Below are 17,337 nucleotides of genomic sequence, written 5' to 3'. Positions count from 1 at the left end.
GCGACGGGACCCGGCCGCGCCCCCTTCACGAACCCGGCTGCCATGCCCGACATCGACGCCATCGACCCGTCCGACACCGACGCCGCCCTCAAGGCGCTGCTCGCCGGCATCGACCAGTCCCTGAGCGACCCGACGCGCCTGCGCGAGCGGCTGGTGCCGGAGCTGCGCCGCATCATCGAGGCGGGCCGGGCGGAAGCCGAGCGGCGGCTGCTCGCCGAGCGCGACGGCCATGCCTGCGCCGGGCTGATCTGCGCCCAGATGGATGCGGTGATCCGGGCGATCTACGACGCGGTGGTGAAGCGCCTCTACCGCTCCGACAACCCGACCGCGGCCGAGCAGATCGCCGTGGTGGCGACTGGCGGCTACGGCCGCGGCCTGCTGGCCCCGGGCTCCGACATCGATCTCCTGTTCCTCCTGCCCTACAAGCAGACCGCCTGGAGCGAGAGCGTCGTCGAGGCGATGCTCTACGTCCTGTGGGACCTCAAGCTGAAGGTCGGCCACGCCACCCGCTCGGTCGCCGACTGCCTGCGCGAGGGCCGCGGCGACATGACGATCCGCACCGCCCTCCTCGAATCGCGCTTCCTGTTCGGCGACCGGGCGCTGTTCGACGAACTGGAGACCCGCTTCGACCGCGAGGTGGTGCAAGGCACGGCGGCCGAGTTCGTCGAGGCCAAGCTCAAGGAGCGCGACGCACGGGTGCAGAAGAGCGGCGCCTCGCGCTACCTCGTCGAGCCCAACGTCAAGGACGGCAAGGGGGGCTTGCGCGACCTCAACACCCTGTTCTGGATCGCCAAGTACACCTTCAGGGTGAAGGAGGCCGAGGACCTGGTCGAGGCCGGCCTGTTCACGCCGGACGAGTTCCGGCTGTTCCAGCGCTGCGACGAGTTCCTGTGGCGCGTGCGCTGCCACATGCACTTCGTCACCGGGCGGGCGGAGGAGCGGCTGTCCTTCGGGCTGCAGCCGCGCATCGCCGAGCGGCTGGATTACGGCGCCCGCGGCGGCCTCGCGGCGGTCGAGCGGTTCATGAAGTCGTACTTCCTGATCGCCAAGGACGTCGGCGACCTCACCGCCATCGTCTGCGCCGAGATGGAGGCGCGCCACGCCAAGCGCCCGCCGGTGCTCGACCGCTGGCTGCGCCGCTTCAAGCAGCATTTCCGCGCGCCTGACCTGGAGGCCGACGATTTCCGCATCCATACCGGCCGGCTCGACCTGCGCGACGACGGCGCCTTCGAGCGCGATCCGGTCAACCTGATCCGGCTGTTCTGGCTCTCCGACCGGCACGACCTCGCGATCCATCCCGACGCCAGCCGGCTCGCGACGCGGTCCTTAAGCCTGATCGGCCCGATGGTACGGGTCGATCCGGAGGCCAACCGGCTGTTCCTGGAGCTGCTGACCTCGCAGAACGCACCGGAGACCGTGCTGCGGCACATGAACGAGACCGGAGTGCTCGGGCGCTTCGTGCCGGATTTCGGCCGCATCGTCGCGATGATGCAGTTCAACATGTACCACCACTTCACGGTGGACGAGCACCTGATCCGCTCGCTCGGGGTGCTCGGCAAGATCGAGGCGGGGGAACTCGAGGACGAGCACCCGGTCGCCCACCGCATCGTCGGCACGATCCAGAACCGCCGCGCCCTCTACGTGGCGATGTTCCTGCACGACATCGCCAAGGGCCGGAAGGACGACCACTCGATCGCCGGCGCGGCGGTGGCGCGCAAGCTCGGGCCGCGCTTCGGGCTCGACGCCGCCGAGACCAGCACCGTCGCCTGGCTCATCGAGCACCACCTGCTGATGTCGATGACGGCCCAGAGCCGCGACCTGTCGGACCCGAAGACCATCGAGACCTTCGCGGGCGTGGTGCAGAGCCTGGAGCGGCTGAAGCTGCTCCTGATCCTCACCATCGCCGACATCAAGGCGGTGGGGCCCGGCACCTGGACCGCCTGGAAGGCGACGCTGCTGCGCACCCTCTACTACGAGACCGAGATGGTCCTGTCGGGCGGGCGCTCGGAGATCCCGCGCACCGACCGCGTCCGGCTGATCCAGATGCGCCTGCGCGAGCAGCTGACCGACTGGTCGGCCGAGGAGTTCGACGCCTACGCCGCCCGGCACTATCCGCATTACTGGCTCAAGGTCGATGCCGGGCGCCAGCTCAAGAACGCCACCTTCATCCGGGAGGCCGCTGCGGCCGGCAACACCGTCGCCACGGCCTTCGAGACCGACCCCTCGCGCGGGGTCACCGAGCTTTGCGTCTACTCCCCCGACCACCCGCGCCTGCTCGCGATCCTCACCGGGGCCTGCGCGGCGTCCGGCGGCAACATCGTGGATGCGCAGATCTTCACCACCGCCGACGGCTTCGTCCTCGACACCATCACCCTGTCGCGGGCCTTCGAGCGCGACGAGGACGAGCTGCGCCGGACCGGCCGCATCGCCACGGCGATCGAGCGGGCGCTGAAGGGCGAGATCCGCATCGCCGACCTCGTCGCCGACAAGCACCCGGTGAAGGACCGGCCGCGCACCTTCCAGGTCGCCCCGGACCTGTCGATCGACAACGCGCTGTCGGCCCGCGAGACGGTGCTGGAGATCTCCGGCCTCGACCGGCCGGGCCTCCTGTTCGACCTCACCTCGGCGCTCGGGCGGCTCAACCTCAACATCACCTCGGCCCACGTCGCGACCTTCGGCGAGCGGGCGGTCGACGTGTTCTACGTCACCGACCTCACCGGCACCAAGGTGACGCAGCCCGACCGGCAGGCGACGATCCGACGGGCCGTGATGGCGGTGTTCGAGGCCGACCTGCCCTGGGGCGAGCGCGGTCGCCGCGGCGGAGCCAAGGGCTCGCCCAAGGACGAACCGGGCCGGCCGGTCCCGGCCGCCGGCAAAGCTTGATTTCGCCGGCCGTCCACCTGATATCGGGGTCACTCCCGGACCCCTTCTTGGAATGACGATGACGCCGAACGACACGGAGAACGCCGCGCGGGCTTACGAGCCCGAGGCTGCCGAGGGCGCTCCCGCCTCCGCGCCGGAGGCCGCGCAGGCCGACGCGCTCGCCGCGCTCGAGGCCGAGAAGCTCGACCTCAAGGACAAGCTGCTGCGCACGCTGGCCGACATGGAGAACCTGCGCCGGCGCACCGAGCGCGAGGTGGCGGATGCCCGCACCTACGCGGTGACGAACTTCGCCCGCGACATGCTCAACGCCGCCGACAACGTCCGCCGTGCCCTCGAGAGCGTGCCGGCCGATGCCCGCGCCAGCGCCGAGGGCGCGCTCAAGGCGCTGGTCGACGGGATCGAGCTGACCGAGCGCGACCTGCTGAAGACCCTGGAGCGCCACGGCGTGAAGCGGGTCGACCCGCAGGGCCAGCGCTTCGACCCCAACCTGCACCAGGCGATGTTCGAGGTGCCCAACCCCGACGTCACCGCCGGCACGGTCGTGCAGGTGGTGCAGTCGGGCTACGTCATCGGCGAGCGCGTCCTGCGCCCGGCCCTGGTGGGCGTGGCCAAGGGCGGCCCGAAGGCCGAGGCGAAGCCGGCGGAAGGCTGAGCGCGCGGCTCGGTCCGATGCACCGCCGAACCCCTCCCCCCTCTGCGGGGGAGGGTGGCCTGCGGGGCAGGCGCAGCGGGACACCGATCCAGATGGCGCCCGTCGACACGCTCGCGACCTTTCCGGAAGCGTCGTTCCCTCTCCCGTATCGCGCATGAGTGCTTCGCGCTTGCAGCGTGGCAACCGGCGTCATCCCGCAGGCCCGCGCGATCTCCGCCGACAGGGCCGCCTGCAACGCCGCACCACCGGATGCCCGGCGGTGGCATGGTTGCGAACCGGCGCGACGAGCGGCAGGGAATTCGTCACGAGCACCGCCTCCGCGCCCGCCAGATCCGCCGCCGCAAGCGAGCGCTCGCCCGGGACGATGCAGGATGCCGTCCGTTCCAGCCCCGTGACGCCCGCCCTGCCCTGTGCTAGAGCGCTGCCCCAGCACCCTTCCCTAAATGCTTGATCCCGCTCGCTGCCACCTCGGCCGTGGGCCGGCGCCGCATCCTGCCGATACCTGCCCGCCATGAACGCACCCGCCCCCAAGATCTCCTTCGTGTCGCTCGGCTGTCCCAAGGCCCTGGTCGATTCCGAGCGCATCCTCACCCATCTGCGGGCCGAGGGCTACGAGCTGGCGCGCAAGCACGACGGCGCCGACGTGGTGATCGTCAACACCTGCGGCTTCCTCGATTCGGCCAAGGCCGAGTCGCTCCAGGCGATCGGCGACGCCATGGCGGAGAACGGCCGGGTGATCGTCACCGGCTGCATGGGCGCCCAGCCCGAGGAAATACGCGAAAAATATCCGAACCTGCTCGCGGTCACCGGGCCGCAGGCCTACGAATCGGTGGTCGCGGCGGTCCACGAGGCGGTGCCCCCGGCGCACGACCCGTTCCTCGACCTGGTGCCGCCGCAGGGCGTCAAGCTGACGCCGCGGCACTACGCCTACCTAAAGATCTCCGAGGGCTGCAACAACCGCTGCACCTTCTGCATCATCCCGCAGCTGCGCGGCGACCTCGTCAGCCGCCCGGCGGCGGATGTCCTGCGCGAGGCCGAGAAGCTGGTGAAGGCCGGCGTCAAGGAGCTGCTCGTCGTCTCGCAGGACACCAGCGCCTACGGCATCGACACCCGCTACGCCACGAGCCAGTGGCGCGACCGCGAGGTACGGGCCCGCTTCTACGACCTCGCCGCGGCGCTCGGCGAGCTCGGCGCCTGGGTGCGCCTGCACTACGTCTATCCCTACCCGCACGTCGACGAGGTCATCCCGCTGATGGCCGAGGGCAAGGTGCTGCCCTACCTCGACATGCCGCTCCAGCACGCGAGCCCGACGGTATTGAAGCGCATGCGCCGCCCGGGCAACCAGGAGAAGATGCTGGAGCGCATCCGCTCCTGGCGCACCACCTGCCCGGATCTGGCCATCCGCTCGACCTTCATCGTCGGCTTCCCCGGCGAGACCGACGAGGAGTTCGAGGAGCTGCTGACCTGGCTCAAGGAAGCCAAGCTCGAGCGCGTCGGCTGCTTCCAGTACGAGCCGGTGCGCGGCGCGCCCGCCAACGAAGTGGCGGCAGCGGTGCCGGACGCGGTCAAGGCCGAGCGACAGCGCCGGTTCATGGAGACGCAGCAGGCGGTCTCGCTCAAGCTCCAGAAGGCCAAGGTCGGCAAGCGCCTGCCGGTGATCATCGACGCCGCCGGCCCGACGGTCGCCAAGGGCCGCTCGAAGTACGACGCGCCCGAGATCGACGGCAACGTCCACGTCGCCTTCCGTCGCCCGGTCCGGGTGGGGGATATCGTGACGGTGAAGATCGAGTCGGCGGACGCCTACGACCTGCACGGGGTGGCGGTGTAGAGATGCCGCTCTGGCTCATCGCATCGCGACCGGGTGTCGAGATCGGTGGGCCGAGCTGGTCCGCGGTCGCGCTCTTCCTGGCGCTCGCGGTCGGCGGGCTGCTCTATGCCCACCACATCGCCCGCGCGTTCGACCGCAAGTGGGGCCGGCCCGAGGATTGGGGCTGAGCCTTCGGAGCATGTCCGATCGGACCGGTCGGTGCCAGATTCTCCTTCGTCGATCGCACCGGTCCGGGCCCTACCCCCCGATCGCCCCGCTCTGCTCCCGCTCCACCCCCGCTGCCGCCATGTCGCCCCAGGCCCGCTCCAGCGAGCCGTCGAGGTCGATCGCCCGGCAGGCATCCTCGACCACCACCGCCTGGAACCCCGCCGCCCGCGCGTCGACCGCGCTCCAGCCGACGCAGTAATCGGTGGCGAGCCCGCACAGGAAGACCCGGGTGAAGCCGCGCTCGCGCAGGTAGCCGGCGAGCCCGGTCGAGGTGGTGCGATCGGCCTCGCGGAAGGCCGAGTAGCTGTCGATGCCCGGCCGGTAGCCCTTGCGGATGATCAATTCGGCGTGGGGCAGCTCCAGCCTCGGCGACAGCTCCGCCCCGGCCGTGCCCTGGATGCAGTGCTCCGGCCACAGGACCTGGGTGCCGTAGGCCAGATCCACGGTACCTAAGGGCTCCTTGCCCGGATGGCTCGTGGCGAACGAGGCGTGGCCCGCCGGATGCCAGTCCTGGGTCAGGACGACGTGCCTGAACGTTCTTCCGAGCGCGTTGATCGGCGCGATCACCGCGTCCCCGTCCGGCACCGCGAGCGCGCCGCCGGGCAGGAAGTCGGCCTGGACGTCGATGACGAGGAGGCAGTCGGTGTCGCTCGCCGTCAGGGCGTAGGAATCCATCGCGTTCTCGTCTCCGCCCATCCGGGGCGCATCGCCTCGGATGCCGCGGCGTCAGCCTATCAGGGATGCATGACCGTCGCACCGGTCGTCTGCCGCCCGGCGAGGTCGGCGTGGACTTTCGGCGCGTCGGCGAGACTTGCACGGGTATGGACCGGGATCTTCACCGCGCCGCTCTGCACCACCTCGAACAGGTCGGCGGCCATCTCGTCCAGCGTCGCACGGTCGGCGGTGTGGGTGAACAGGGTCGGCCGCGTGGCGTAGAGCGAGCCCTTCTGGGCGAGCAGGCTGATGTCGAACTGCGTCACCGCGCCCGAGGCGCTGCCGAAGTTCACGTAGTAGCCGAACGGCCGCAGGCAATCGAGCGAGGCCGGGAAGGTCGCCTGGCCGACGCCGTCGTAGACGACCTGGCAGCCCTTGCCCCCGGTGATCTCCTTGACCTTCGCGGCGAAATCCTCGTCGCGGTAGAGAATGACGTAGTCGCAGCCGTGCCGGCGGGCGAGTTCGGCCTTGTCCTGCGAGCCGACGGTGCCGATCACCGTGGCGCCGAGATGCTTGGCCCATTGCGTCGCGATCAGCCCGACGCCGCCGGCGGCGGCGTGGAACAGGATCGTGTCGCCGGGCTGAACCTTGTAGGTGCGCCGCAACAGGTACTGGGTGGTGAGGCCCTTCAGCATCATCGCGGCGGCGGTGTCGTCGTCGATGCCGTCGGGCAGGCGCACGACCTGCTTGGCGTCGACCACCACCTCCTCGGCGTAGGTGCCCGAGGCCGAGCCATAGGCGACCCGGTCGCCCGGTGTGAAGCCGGACACGCCCTCGCCGACCGACACCACCGTGCCGGCGCCCTCGTTGCCGGGGGTGAAGGGGAGCTGGGGCACCTTGTAGTGGCCGGAGCGGAAGTAGATGTCGATGAAGTTGACGCCGACCGCGCTCTGGCGCACCCGGATCTGGCCGGGGCCGGGCTCAGCCACCGTCACGTCCTCGTAGCGCATCACCTCGGGGCCGCCATACTCGTGAACCCGGATCGCCTTCGGCATCGCCCGCTCCCATCTTGGTCTTGGTTTCTCGGCCGGGATCTTAGGTGCGGCCCCGCGTTCGGCAATGGCCGGGATGGCGGATCGGCCCCGTGCGACCCAGATCTGAGCAGAGATCGTCCGAGGACCCGTCCCGTGAGCCAGACCGCCGACCCGAACCCTGAAGGCCCCCTCTACGACGTCGCCGTGGTCGGCGCCGGCGCGGTCGGGCTCGCGGCGGCCCTGGCGCTCGCCCGCGACGGCCTGCGGACGGCGCTCGTCGGACGTCACGCTCCCGTGGCAGATGGGCGCACCGTAGCGCTCCTCGACGGATCGGTGCGGCTGCTGCGCGCGCTCGGCGCCTGGGAGGAGTTGGAGGCGCAGGCCGCCCCGCTCGCCGAGATGCACCTGATCGACGACACCGGCAGCCTGTTTCGCCCGCCGCCGGCCCGCTTCGTCGCCCGCGAGATCGGCCTCGACGCCTTCGGCTGGAATATCGAGAGCGCGCGCCTCGTCGAGGCCCTGCGCGCCCGCGCCCGGGCGATTCCCGGCCTGACCCTCGTCGAGCACGACGCCGCCGGCCGCACCGTCATCGAGGACCGGGCGGTGCTGGCGCTGGAAGGCGGCGGCCGCGTCGCGGCCCGCCTCGTCGTCGCGGCCGACGGCGGCGGCTCGCCCTTGCGCGAGGAGGCCGGGCTGACGGCGCGACGCTGGACCTACCCGCAGAAGGCCCTGACCACGATCCTCGCCCATACCCGCGACCACCGCGAGGTCTCGACCGAGTTCCACACCCGCGAGGGGCCCTTCACCCTGGTGCCGCTGCCGGGCGGGCGCCGCTCCAGCCTGGTCTGGGTCTCGGCGGAAGCCCGGGCCGAGCGCCTGTTCTCCCTCGACGACGACGCGCTCTCGGCGGCGATCGAGCGCCAGGCGCAGTCGATGCTAGGGCAGATGCGGATCGACGGGCCGCGGGGCCTCGTGCCGATGCGCGGCCTGTCAGTGCCGCGCCCGGTCGGGCCGCGCCTGGCGCTGGTCGGCGAGGCCGCCCACGTCTTCCCGCCGATCGGCGCGCAGGGACTGAACCTCGGGCTTCGCGACGCCGCGGCCCTGCGCGACGCGGTGGCCGGCGCCCACGAGGCCGGGGCCGAGTCGGTGCTGTCGGGCTTCGCCCGCGGCCGGGCGCTGGACGCCCGCCTGCGCACCGGCGCGGTCGACACCCTCAACCGCAGCCTGCTCACCGCCTTCCTGCCGAGCGACCTCGCCCGGGGCGCGGGGCTGCTCGCCCTCTCGACCATCGCCCCCTTGCGCCGCCTGGTGATGCGCGAGGGCGTGACCCCGCGGCTCGGGACGCCCAAGCTGATGCGGGGGTGAGGCGGGGGGCTAGTCAGGTTGGTTCACAAGGTAGAGCGCGGGTCTCTCCTCTCTCCGCGGGCGGGGAGAGGGCCGTGTCGACGTTCAGGAGACGCGGCAAGCGGAGGCGTAAGCCGGAGCGAGGGTGAGGGGGTCTCGACGGTGAGGCACCTCCGGCATCACCCCCTCACCCTCGCCCTTCGGGCTTCCTGAGCCCCTTCGGAGCTCAGGCCTCTCCCCGCCCGCGGGGAGAGGAGAGACCCGCGCCTGTGTCCTCATCAGATCAGGTCGGGATGAAACCCTATCACTCCTGCTGCCGCGGCCGCCGCGGCGGGCGGGCGGCCATCGCCGCCGAGGCGAGGGCATCGGCGGGGGCGGAGGCGGGCTTGCCGCGGGCCGGGGCCCGCGCCCTCGCGGGGGCCGGGGATGGCACCGGTTCCGGGGCCGACCCGGCCGGCGCCGTATTTGCCGCCCTGGCGGCGGGCTTGGGCTTCGCCGGCGCCTTGGCCGGCGCCTTCGCGGGCTTCGGCTTCGCCGCCGGCGCGGGGACCGGGTCGAGGTTGGCGGCGATCGCCATCAGGTGGCGGCGATGCGCGACGGCCGGGCCGTCCTTGAGGTCCGGGTGATGCTTGTCGAGGCGGGTGACCAGGGCCTTGACCTCGGCGTCCTTCAGCCCGTCGACGATCAGCGCCAGGGGCTGGGGCCCGAGGGCCTCGCGCACCGCGCGCAGGCCCGCGAGGTCGAGGGTCTTGGCCTTCAGCTGCTTCGTCACCAGGGCGTGGGCGGCCTTGGTCACGTCGCTGCGGATCGCCGGGAACGCCTCCGGCGCCTCCGCGATCGCGCACAGGACCGCGAGACCGTCGATCTCAAGCGCCATCAAGGACCTCCTTCAGTTCGGTCACCACCGGCGTGATCACCTCGCCGATCAGGTCGCGGCTCGCATCACGATACTTGTTGGCGAAGGTTTGATACTCCAGCGTCAGCGCGTTCGCCAGGGCCGCCGATTGCGGCACGCGGGTCTTGAACAGGCGAAACCGCGCCCCTTCCGCAGCGGCACTCTCCTGGAGGGTGGCGTAGGTGGTCGCCTGCTGCTTGGTGTTCTGCCAGCGCGTGATCAGCACGTGCGGCGGGCGCTGAGGCGCCAGCATGCTCTCGGAGGCGCTGCCGACGCCCCAGATCGTCTCGTAGAACGCCTTGAGGCCGTAGGTGGAGAGGAAATCCGAGATGCAGGCGACCACCACGAGGTCGCAGGCCCGGATTGCCACCTCGGTCATCGGCGAGATGCCCGGCGCGCAGTCGAACAGCACGTAGTCGTACTGCTCGCGCAGCGGCGCGAAGTCCTCCTGGAACAGCTTCCACAGGTGGCCCTCGATGGCGTGCATCGAGTACTTGCGCTTGGTGAGCGCGTAGATGATCTCGCGCTCGACGATGCGCAGCGACGGGCCGGAGGCGAGGAGCGAGATCGGCAGCGGCTCGCCGAGATGGGTGGTGCTCGAGACGTAGTCGCGGATGAAGTCCGGCAGGGCGGCCTTGTCGCGGTCGACGATGCGCAGGCCGAGATAGTAGTCGAGGGTGCGGCCCCCGGTGATCATCTCCGCCAGGATGCCGTCGCCGGCAAAGCACACCGAGGCGCTGGCCTGCGGATCGAGGTCGATCACCAGCACCGAGGCGCCGCCGGCGGCGAGCGCGTCGGCCAGCATCACCACGCTGGTGGTCTTGCCGACGCCGCCCTTCATGTTGGCGACCGCCACGAGCTTTCCGGGAGCGGGCTTGCCGGTCATGCCGGCAGCCCCGGCCGCGGGGCGGGAACGCGGGACCGCCGCGGCGCGGCGGCGGGCGGGCTTGACGGGGCCATCGGGGCTCTCTTCACGGCGGGCCCCCTTTCCACCACCGGCGCTTGCGTCAAGTCAAGCTCGGTTGCGTTTTGTTTCCTATCGACTGTTCGCTGCTACGGCGGCGTGCGGCCTCATCCGCCGGAGCAGCGGACGTAGCTCGCCGAGCCACGCTCGCTCGCCCAGGTCAGCCGGCTGCCCGCCACGGTCAGGCGCACCCGCGAGGTCCAGTGGCGGCCGGCGCTGTGGCAGGCGGCGGTCACCGTCCAGGTGCGGCCGTCGCGGCGCCGGTCGCGGAACTGGCACAGGGTCTTGCCGGCGCGCGCGCTCCCCGGCCGTATCACCGCCGGCAGGAAGCCGCGGCGGGCGGAGCGGTTGCGGGCGCAGGCCGCAGCGCTCGGGCCCCACACGCCCGCATAGGCCGGCGGCGCCTCCTCCTCCTCGTCCTCGGCGGCGGCCTCGACTTGCCTGGTTTCGACTTGTCGGGATTCAACTTGGCGGGTTTCGACTTGTCGGGGGGTCTCTCGCGCGGGGGCCGGGCGCGCGGCGGCGCGGGTCTCGGGCGCGCCCGCCTGGCGCGCCTCGTCGCGCATCTCCCGCTTCGTCGGCGCTGTCGCGGCCCGGACCGCTGCGCGCTCCTCCGGGTCGTCCTCGGGCGCGAGGTCGCGCGCCGGCGCGGCCTTCACCGGGCCGAAGCCGGAATCCTGCGGCGCGTCCCGCAGGGCCGCGGCCCCCTCCTGTGCGCCGTCGCCCGCGCCGATCCGGCCCGGCGGCTCGCGCCAGGTGCCGGCTGCCTGGCCCCCCGCCGGCGGCACGGCGTCGGGCGGCGGACGGCGGCGGTAGATCGGGATCGTGGAACGGTAGGGCTTCGACAGCACCGGCGGGTCGGCGGGCATTTCGAGGTCCGACTGCGCGACGGCGCGGCCCGGCCCGAACATGCAGGCCGTCCCGGCCAGCACGGCGAGGCCGGCCACGACGAGGCCCGCGCGGTGAAACGCCCTCATGATGCCCCCAAGCGTCCCCCGGCGGATGCCGGTGGTCAAGTCTTAGAGCGTGCGCGAACCCCGTGGACATGGGTCCCGGGGCCGGGCACGCAGCGAAATCCTCGGTGTCTCCCGCCGGACACTGTCCTAGAGTGACATCCGAACGCGGTGCAATCGAATGTCGCTCTAGGTTTTTATTCCACCGCATTTTCTTCGACGAACCGGTATCCACTTCGTCGGACAATGCTCTAGCGGCCGAAGATCCCCTTCAGGAACTGCGCCGTGCGGTTGCGCTTGCGCTTGCGCTCCAGCTCGGCCGCGTCCTTCACCCAGGCGACCTGCACCACCCGGCGCTCGCCCTCGAACGGCCGGTGGCCGTGCCAGGAATTGTCGGCGCGCAGGAAGGCGAACATCGTCCCCATCGTCGGCGGCACCTCGACCGCGTAGGGCTCGAACCGCTCGCCGTCGTAGAGCACCCGCAGACGCCCGGCCTCCGGCGCGTCCCACTCGTCGTTCATGTAGACGAGCAGCGTCATCACCTTCGAGGGACCGTCGGTGTGGATCGCGCCGTATTTCGGCTGCGAGCGGCGCATGACCGTGGTGAGGCGCGGGCAGGAGACGAGGTCGATGCCGAACTTCTCGCCGAGCACCCGCGAGAAGTCGTCGCTCTCGAGCTCGTCGATCAGGTCCTTGAAGCGGCCGGTGAGCTGCACCTCGTCGACCGTGAGGTAGCCGGGCTTCGCGATGACCGGGAAGTCGCGCTTCAGCTCGGCGATCGCCTCGGGCCGCAGCACCTGCCGGCCGAGGAAGTAATGGTAGGGGTCGTGCGCGACGGGGGCGGCGCGCACGGCGTCGACGTCGAGGATCGAGAGGGACGACATGGGTTGATCGCACTCGTCAGGTCAGGCGGCCGCAATCCCGCGGCCTGCCGAAAGCGACGGGACCATCGGGGCCGATTGCGGCGGCGGCGGGGCACCGCGGCCTTTGGTCGGCGACCGCGTGCAGCCGAGTGGGGCGCATGGTCACGTCTCGGCGAGCGCGCGGGGGCGCGGCCCTGCCGCAGGTGGACGGGGTTTAACTTGCAACGGCAACGGCGCCATGGTCCTGCCACGGGGCTGACCCATGGCGGGTCGCAAGGCCGCGGGGCGCTTCCCCAAGTCGCTCGACCGCCACCGAATCACCGGCCCGCCCCCGCGGCGGGCCCGCTTGAGGCCCGCCCGCCGGGCGGCCCGGAGACCGCGATGCACGGCTTGAAGCAGGCCCTCCTGCAGATCTGGCGCCTGGCCTATCCCTACTACACCACCCGCGAGGTCACGACGGTGCGGCTGTGGCCGCTGCCGGCGGTGAAGATGCAGGAGCGCTGGGTCGCCCTCACCATGGCGGCCCTGGTCATCGGCATCGAGTTCGCCCAGGTCGCGATCAACGTGCGCCTGTCGTACTTCAACCGCGACTGGTTCAACGCCATCCAGGGCAAGGACGCCACGGCGTTCTGGTCGCTCTTGTTCTCGGTGTTCTGCCTCTGGGCCGCCGTCTACGTCGCGAGCGCGATCATCCAGTACGTGATCCAGTCGTTCCTGCGGATCCGCTGGCGCGCCTGGATGACCCGGCACTACGTCGACCGCTGGCTCGGCAACGACACCCATTACCGAATGGGCTTCTCGGGCGCCCAGGCCGACAACCCCGACCAGCGCATCGCCGACGACATCGACCAGTTCACCCAGACCACCCAGTCGCTGACCATCAGCTTCATCTCGGCGGTCTCGAACCTGATCTCGTTCTCGGTGATCCTGTGGAACATCTCGTCGGCCTTCACCGTGCCGGGGACCGACTGGCACGTGCCGGGCTTCCTGGTCTGGGGCGCGCTGATCTACTCCGCCCTCGTCACCTGGCTCACCCACCGCATCGGCCGGGCCTTGGTCGGGCTCAATTTCGAGCAGCAGCGCCGCGAGGCGGATTTCCGCTTCTCGCTCGCCCGCCTGCGCGAATACGGCGAGCAGGTGGCGCTCCTCGGCGGCGCCCGGGCCGAGCGGGCCTCGCTCGGTGAGCGCTTCGGCGCGCTGATCCAGAACTTCTACGCCATCGTCGACCGCCGCAAGAAGCTTGCCGCCTTCACGGTCAGCTACCAGCAGGTCAACGTGGTGATCCCCTACATCCTGGTCGCGCCGTACTACTTCGCCGGCCAGATCCCGCTCGGGGTGATGACCCAGACCGCCGGCGCGTTCTCGCGGGTCGAGGGCACGATGTCGTTCTTCATCACGTTCTACGTGACGCTGGCCGACTACAAGGCGCAGGTCGACCGGCTCACCACCTTCGACGCCGCGATGGCCCGGGCCGACGCGATGGCGGCAGGCAGCGCGCTGTCGGTCCTGCCGGCGGGCGGCGGCGGCCTCCACCTCAAGGGCCTCGCCCTCGCCCTGCCGGACGGGCGGCGCATCGCCGAGGCCCCCGCCCTCTCGTTCCGCCCCGGCGAGACGACGCTGCTCACCGGCCCCTCGGGCTCGGGCAAGTCGACGCTGTTTCGCGCCATCGCGGGGATCTGGCCCTTCGGCGAGGGCTCGGTGACGACGCCCGAGGGCGCGCGCCTGATGCTCCTGCCGCAGCGCCCCTACCTGCCGATGGGGACGTTGCGCGCCGCCGCCACCTACCCCGAGCCCGCAGGCCAGCACGACGACGCGGCGATCCGCGCGGCGCTCGAGGCGGCGCGCCTGCCGCATCTCGCCGCTCGCCTCGACGAGGAGGCGCCCTGGGCGCAGGCCCTGTCGCTCGGCGAGCAGCAGCGCCTCGCCATCGCCCGGGCGCTCCTCGCCAAGCCCGACTGGCTGTTTCTCGACGAGGCCACCGCCGCCCTCGACGAGCCGACCGAGGCCGCGCTCTACCGCATGCTGCGCCAGGAACTGCCGGGCACGACGGTCGTCTCGATCGGCCACCGCTCGACGCTCACCGCCTTCCACGACCGCCGGATCGACATGACCCCGCGCGAGGACGGCCGCTTCGTGCCGACCGACCTCGACGCGGCGGTGCCGGCGCAGTAGCCCGCTGCGGGGCGACGAAGCGGCATGGAACCCCGGCGCGGCGACGAAGCGGCCATGGAGCCCCGGCGGGGCGACGAAGCGGCCTTGACGCGCTGCGCCGCCCCGCCTAGAAGCCGGCTCACAGGGCGCGTAGCTCAGCGGGAGAGCATTCGCTTCACACGCGAAGGGTCACAGGTTCAATCCCTGTCGCGCCCACCACCCTTTTAAGACTTGGATGGTTCGACCGGTGGCGTCCCGTGCCGCACGGTCCTGCCGTCACAGAGGTTCGGTCCGCGATGCGGCTGCTCTTTCCGAGCACCGCGTCATCCCCGCACGGGACCGATCGTCGGGCGCGTAGCTCAGCGGGAGAGCATTCGCTTCACACGCGAAGGGTCACAGGTTCAATCCCTGTCGCGCCCACCACTCCTTCTCAAGCACAGACTGGGTGAGAACCGGACCGGCTCCCCTAATGGGTCTGCCATCCTCCGCGTCGTCCCGGGGCCGCGCAAGCGGAGCCCGGGAGGACCAGGAGCGTGTTCGGGTCCGCCCGGGGCCCCGGAGGTCGATCAGGCCGCCCCGCGGTCGAGCCTGCGCACCGCCTCGTAGAGCCCGTCGAAGTGCTGGATCACCACGTCCGGCTCCAGCTCCTCCACCGGCACGTCGGTGTAGCCGAACGGCACCGCCACCACCGGGATGCCGGCGGCCTTGGCCGTGGCGACGTCGGTGCGGGAATCGCCCACCATCACGGCCCGGACCGGATCGCCGCCGGCGCGCGCGATCGTTTCGGTGAGGTGGCGCGGATCGGGCTTGAAGTACGGGAAGGTGTCCCGGCCGCAGATCGCCGCGAAGCGGTCCTTCACCCCGAGAAGCTCCAGGAGCCGCACGGAGTGGTCCTCGGGCTTGTTGGTGCAGACGGCGAGGCGGTAGCCGGCCGCCTCCAGCCGATCGAGGGCGGCGACGACGCCGGGAAAGAGGTGCGACACGTCGCACAGGTGCTGGCCGTAATGGGCGAGGAAGACCCGGAAGAGCTCGTCGAGACGATCCGGCGTCAGCTCGCGCCCGCCGGCCGAGAAGCCGCGCTGGATCAGCGCCCGCGCGCCCGCGCCGATCAGCTCCCGGGCCTGCGAGACCGCCACCGGCGGCACCCCCTCCCGCTCCAGGATCACGTTGAGCGTGCCGATGAGGTCGCCCGCGGTCTCCGCGAGGGTGCCGTCGAGGTCGAACACGACGATCGGCGGCAGGGCGTCGGGGCTGATGGTCGGCATGGAGTCTCACGGATTGCACGGCAAGGACGGCCTCCCATACAGGTGAGCGCCCCGGGGCGGAACCCGCGCCGGGACGCGCCCGCGAATCGAGACAAGCCCTGGACAAGCGGGTGCGGGATATAACAGCGAGAGTGAGACGGGTCGGCCGCCGCGCGGGCGCGGGCCGTCGTCGCAACGGGTTCGAGGAGCGGCGCGCCATGCGCGGGAGAGCGGGTTATCCGATCGGGGTCGCGGGGCTGGCCGCGGGGTTCTTGGCCGCGGGGCTCTTGGCTTCTGGCGCGGCGCAGGCCGCGTCCTACGAGTTCGTGCCCGCACCCCAGGCCGACCTCAACCGGGTCTACCGGGTCGACAAGGCGACCGGCGAGGTCATCTCCTGCCAGTACGGCCTCCAGGAGAACACCATCGGCACCACCCTGTGCTTCGGCCCCGGCGAGGGCGCCGGCCCGCAGGCCCCGTCCGAGTACAGCCTGGTCGCCTCGCGCCACCTGCGCGAGGCCGGCGTCTTCCGGGTCAACCAGCGCACCGGCGCGATGAGCATCTGCTACGTCCTCGACGACGCCGTGGTCTGCACGCCGCAGGGCAATGCCGGCAGCGCGGCGCCGACCGCTGCGGGCAAGCCCTGAGACCAGTCGCCAGCGACGTCGCAGGCTTCCGGCTCGACGGGACCGAGGTGCGGCGCCGCCCGGGCGAGGCCGGATGGCCGCTTCCGCCTCTCCCGGCCGCATGCTAGGGGGCCTCTCGATCAGCGGGGCCGGCCGTCAGGACGCCCCGCCCGCCTTGCTGTCGCCGCAACGGTGATGGCACGGCGGACGAGAGAGACGAGCCGAGACGCCATGCCGATGTCCCAGATCCGTCCAGCCCGCGGAGGCCGGGGTTGAGCCCCGCCGAGCTCAAGCGTGCCGCCGCCGCCCGGGCGGCCGCGCTGGTCGAGGACGGCATGCGCCTCGGCCTCGGCACCGGCTCGACGGCGGCCGTGTTCGTGGAGCTGCTCGGCGAGCGGGTGCGGGCCGGGCTCTCGGTCGTCGGCGTGCCGACCTCCGAGGCGACCCGCGCGGCGGCCGAGGCCGCCGGCATCCCGCTCACCACCCTCGACGAGACGCCCGAGCTCGACCTCACGATCGACGGCGCCGACGAGATCGACCCGCAGTTGCGCCTCATCAAGGGCGGCGGCGGCGCGCTGCTTCGCGAGAAGATCGTGGCGGCGGCGAGCCGGCGCATGGTGGTGATCGTCGACGGCGCCAAGCGCGTCGCGACGCTCGGCCGCTTCCCCCTGCCGATCGAGGTGGTGCCCTTCGGCCTCGGCGCCACGACGCGAGCGGTCGCGGCGGCGATCCGTGCGACGGGCTGCGACGGCCCCCTCGCCGTCCGCAAGGGCGCCGACGGGACCCCCTTCCTCACCGATGGCGGCCACCTGATCCTCGATGCGGGTCTTGCCCGCATCCCCGACCCGGAGGCGCTGGCCCGTGCCCTGGTGGCGGTGCCGGGCGTCGTCGAGCACGGCCTGTTCATCGGGCTCGCCACCGGCGCGATCGTCGCGGAGGCGGCCGAGGACGAGCCCCGCATCGTCACCCTCGGGACGGCCTGACGCGCCGCCCGCCTCACATCCTCAGTCACGGCCGCCCCGCACGGGCGCCGACTTGCCGG

General features: G+C 71.8%; 15 protein-coding genes and 2 tRNA genes. 10 read left to right on the top strand and 7 right to left on the bottom strand.

The genetic code is table 11. The annotated features are described in order from the left end of the window. Window positions 1-42 precede the first annotated feature (42 nt). The 4 genes from ACS5PV_RS30265 (at window position 43) to ACS5PV_RS30250 (ending at window position 5,530) form a co-directional block, all read left to right on the top strand. Window positions 43-2,883, top strand: a complete 2,841-nt coding sequence (locus ACS5PV_RS30265) for a [protein-PII] uridylyltransferase (protein ID WP_455399036.1) — start codon at window positions 43-45, stop codon at window positions 2,881-2,883. Window positions 2,884-2,941: 58 nt separating this feature from the next. Continuing rightward, complete coding sequence (grpE, locus tag ACS5PV_RS30260) at window positions 2,942-3,535, top strand: nucleotide exchange factor GrpE (RefSeq protein ID WP_455399052.1); 594 nt, start codon at window positions 2,942-2,944, stop codon at window positions 3,533-3,535. A 511-nt stretch (window positions 3,536-4,046) separates the two neighbouring features. Continuing rightward, window positions 4,047-5,363, top strand: coding sequence for a 30S ribosomal protein S12 methylthiotransferase RimO (gene rimO / locus ACS5PV_RS30255; protein ID WP_455399035.1), 1,317 nt, complete (start codon window positions 4,047-4,049; stop codon window positions 5,361-5,363). Window positions 5,364-5,365: 2 nt separating this feature from the next. Continuing rightward, complete coding sequence (locus tag ACS5PV_RS30250) at window positions 5,366-5,530, top strand: hypothetical protein (RefSeq protein WP_455399034.1); 165 nt, start codon at window positions 5,366-5,368, stop codon at window positions 5,528-5,530. 70 nt (window positions 5,531-5,600) lie between these two features. Here the strand turns inward: ACS5PV_RS30250 and pncA are convergent, their stop codons facing one another. Both pncA and ACS5PV_RS30240 read right to left on the bottom strand, forming a co-directional pair. Continuing rightward, complete coding sequence (gene pncA, locus ACS5PV_RS30245; RefSeq protein ID WP_455399033.1) at window positions 5,601-6,245, bottom strand: bifunctional nicotinamidase/pyrazinamidase; 645 nt, start codon at window positions 6,243-6,245, stop codon at window positions 5,601-5,603. Between the two features lie 59 nt (window positions 6,246-6,304). After that, window positions 6,305-7,279: a quinone oxidoreductase family protein gene (locus ACS5PV_RS30240; RefSeq protein ID WP_455399032.1), complete on the bottom strand. Its 975-nt coding sequence runs from the start codon at window positions 7,277-7,279 to the stop codon at window positions 6,305-6,307. Window positions 7,280-7,411: 132 nt separating this feature from the next. On the opposite strand from ACS5PV_RS30240, the gene ACS5PV_RS30235 reads away from it, so the two are divergent. After that, window positions 7,412-8,623 (top strand): FAD-dependent oxidoreductase, encoded by a 1,212-nt coding sequence (locus tag ACS5PV_RS30235; RefSeq protein ID WP_455399031.1) that lies wholly within the window; start codon window positions 7,412-7,414, stop codon window positions 8,621-8,623. A 283-nt stretch (window positions 8,624-8,906) separates the two neighbouring features. On the opposite strand, the gene ACS5PV_RS30230 is transcribed toward ACS5PV_RS30235, so the two are convergent. The 4 genes from ACS5PV_RS30230 to ACS5PV_RS30215 form a co-directional block, all read right to left on the bottom strand. After that, window positions 8,907-9,479 (bottom strand): hypothetical protein, encoded by a 573-nt coding sequence (locus ACS5PV_RS30230; protein WP_455399030.1) that lies wholly within the window; start codon window positions 9,477-9,479, stop codon window positions 8,907-8,909. Continuing rightward, window positions 9,469-10,383 carry a ParA family protein gene (locus ACS5PV_RS30225; RefSeq protein WP_455399029.1) on the bottom strand — a complete coding sequence of 305 codons (915 nt, stop codon included), beginning with the start codon at window positions 10,381-10,383 and terminating at the stop codon, window positions 9,469-9,471. The genes ACS5PV_RS30230 and ACS5PV_RS30225 overlap by 11 nt, the downstream gene beginning before the upstream one ends. Before the next feature lie 185 nt (window positions 10,384-10,568). After that, entirely contained in the window at window positions 10,569-11,438 is an 870-nt protein-coding gene (locus ACS5PV_RS30220; protein ID WP_455399028.1) for a hypothetical protein, read from the bottom strand. Between the two features lie 227 nt (window positions 11,439-11,665). Further along, window positions 11,666-12,298: a 2OG-Fe(II) oxygenase gene (locus ACS5PV_RS30215; protein WP_455399027.1), complete on the bottom strand. Its 633-nt coding sequence runs from the start codon at window positions 12,296-12,298 to the stop codon at window positions 11,666-11,668. Between the two features lie 360 nt (window positions 12,299-12,658). Here ACS5PV_RS30215 and ACS5PV_RS30210 point away from each other — a divergent pair, with 360 nt between their 5' ends. The 3 genes from ACS5PV_RS30210 (at window position 12,659) to ACS5PV_RS30200 (ending at window position 14,851) form a co-directional block, all read left to right on the top strand. Further along, complete coding sequence (locus ACS5PV_RS30210) at window positions 12,659-14,449, top strand: ABC transporter ATP-binding protein/permease (protein WP_455399026.1); 1,791 nt, start codon at window positions 12,659-12,661, stop codon at window positions 14,447-14,449. A 123-nt stretch (window positions 14,450-14,572) separates the two neighbouring features. Then, window positions 14,573-14,647, top strand: a tRNA-Val gene (locus tag ACS5PV_RS30205). Window positions 14,648-14,776: 129 nt separating this feature from the next. Continuing rightward, window positions 14,777-14,851: transfer RNA gene (locus ACS5PV_RS30200), tRNA-Val, on the top strand. A 143-nt stretch (window positions 14,852-14,994) separates the two neighbouring features. On the opposite strand, the gene gph is transcribed toward ACS5PV_RS30200, so the two are convergent. Continuing rightward, on the bottom strand, window positions 14,995-15,693 hold the full coding sequence (gene gph / locus ACS5PV_RS30195; protein ID WP_455399025.1) for a phosphoglycolate phosphatase: 699 nt from the start codon (window positions 15,691-15,693) through the stop codon (window positions 14,995-14,997). A 197-nt stretch (window positions 15,694-15,890) separates the two neighbouring features. Here gph and ACS5PV_RS30190 point away from each other — a divergent pair, with 197 nt between their 5' ends. Together ACS5PV_RS30190 and rpiA are read left to right on the top strand one after the other, a co-directional pair. Continuing rightward, window positions 15,891-16,316, top strand: coding sequence for a hypothetical protein (locus tag ACS5PV_RS30190; RefSeq protein ID WP_455399024.1), 426 nt, complete (start codon window positions 15,891-15,893; stop codon window positions 16,314-16,316). Window positions 16,317-16,567: 251 nt separating this feature from the next. Next, on the top strand, window positions 16,568-17,278 hold the full coding sequence (gene rpiA / locus ACS5PV_RS30185) for a ribose-5-phosphate isomerase RpiA (RefSeq protein ID WP_455399023.1): 711 nt from the start codon (window positions 16,568-16,570) through the stop codon (window positions 17,276-17,278). The last annotated feature ends 59 nt before the right edge of the window (window positions 17,279-17,337 follow it).

The sequence above is a fragment of the Methylobacterium sp. Gmos1 genome (assembly GCF_053764715.1).
This window is presented reverse-complemented; position numbering and strand designations above follow the sequence as displayed.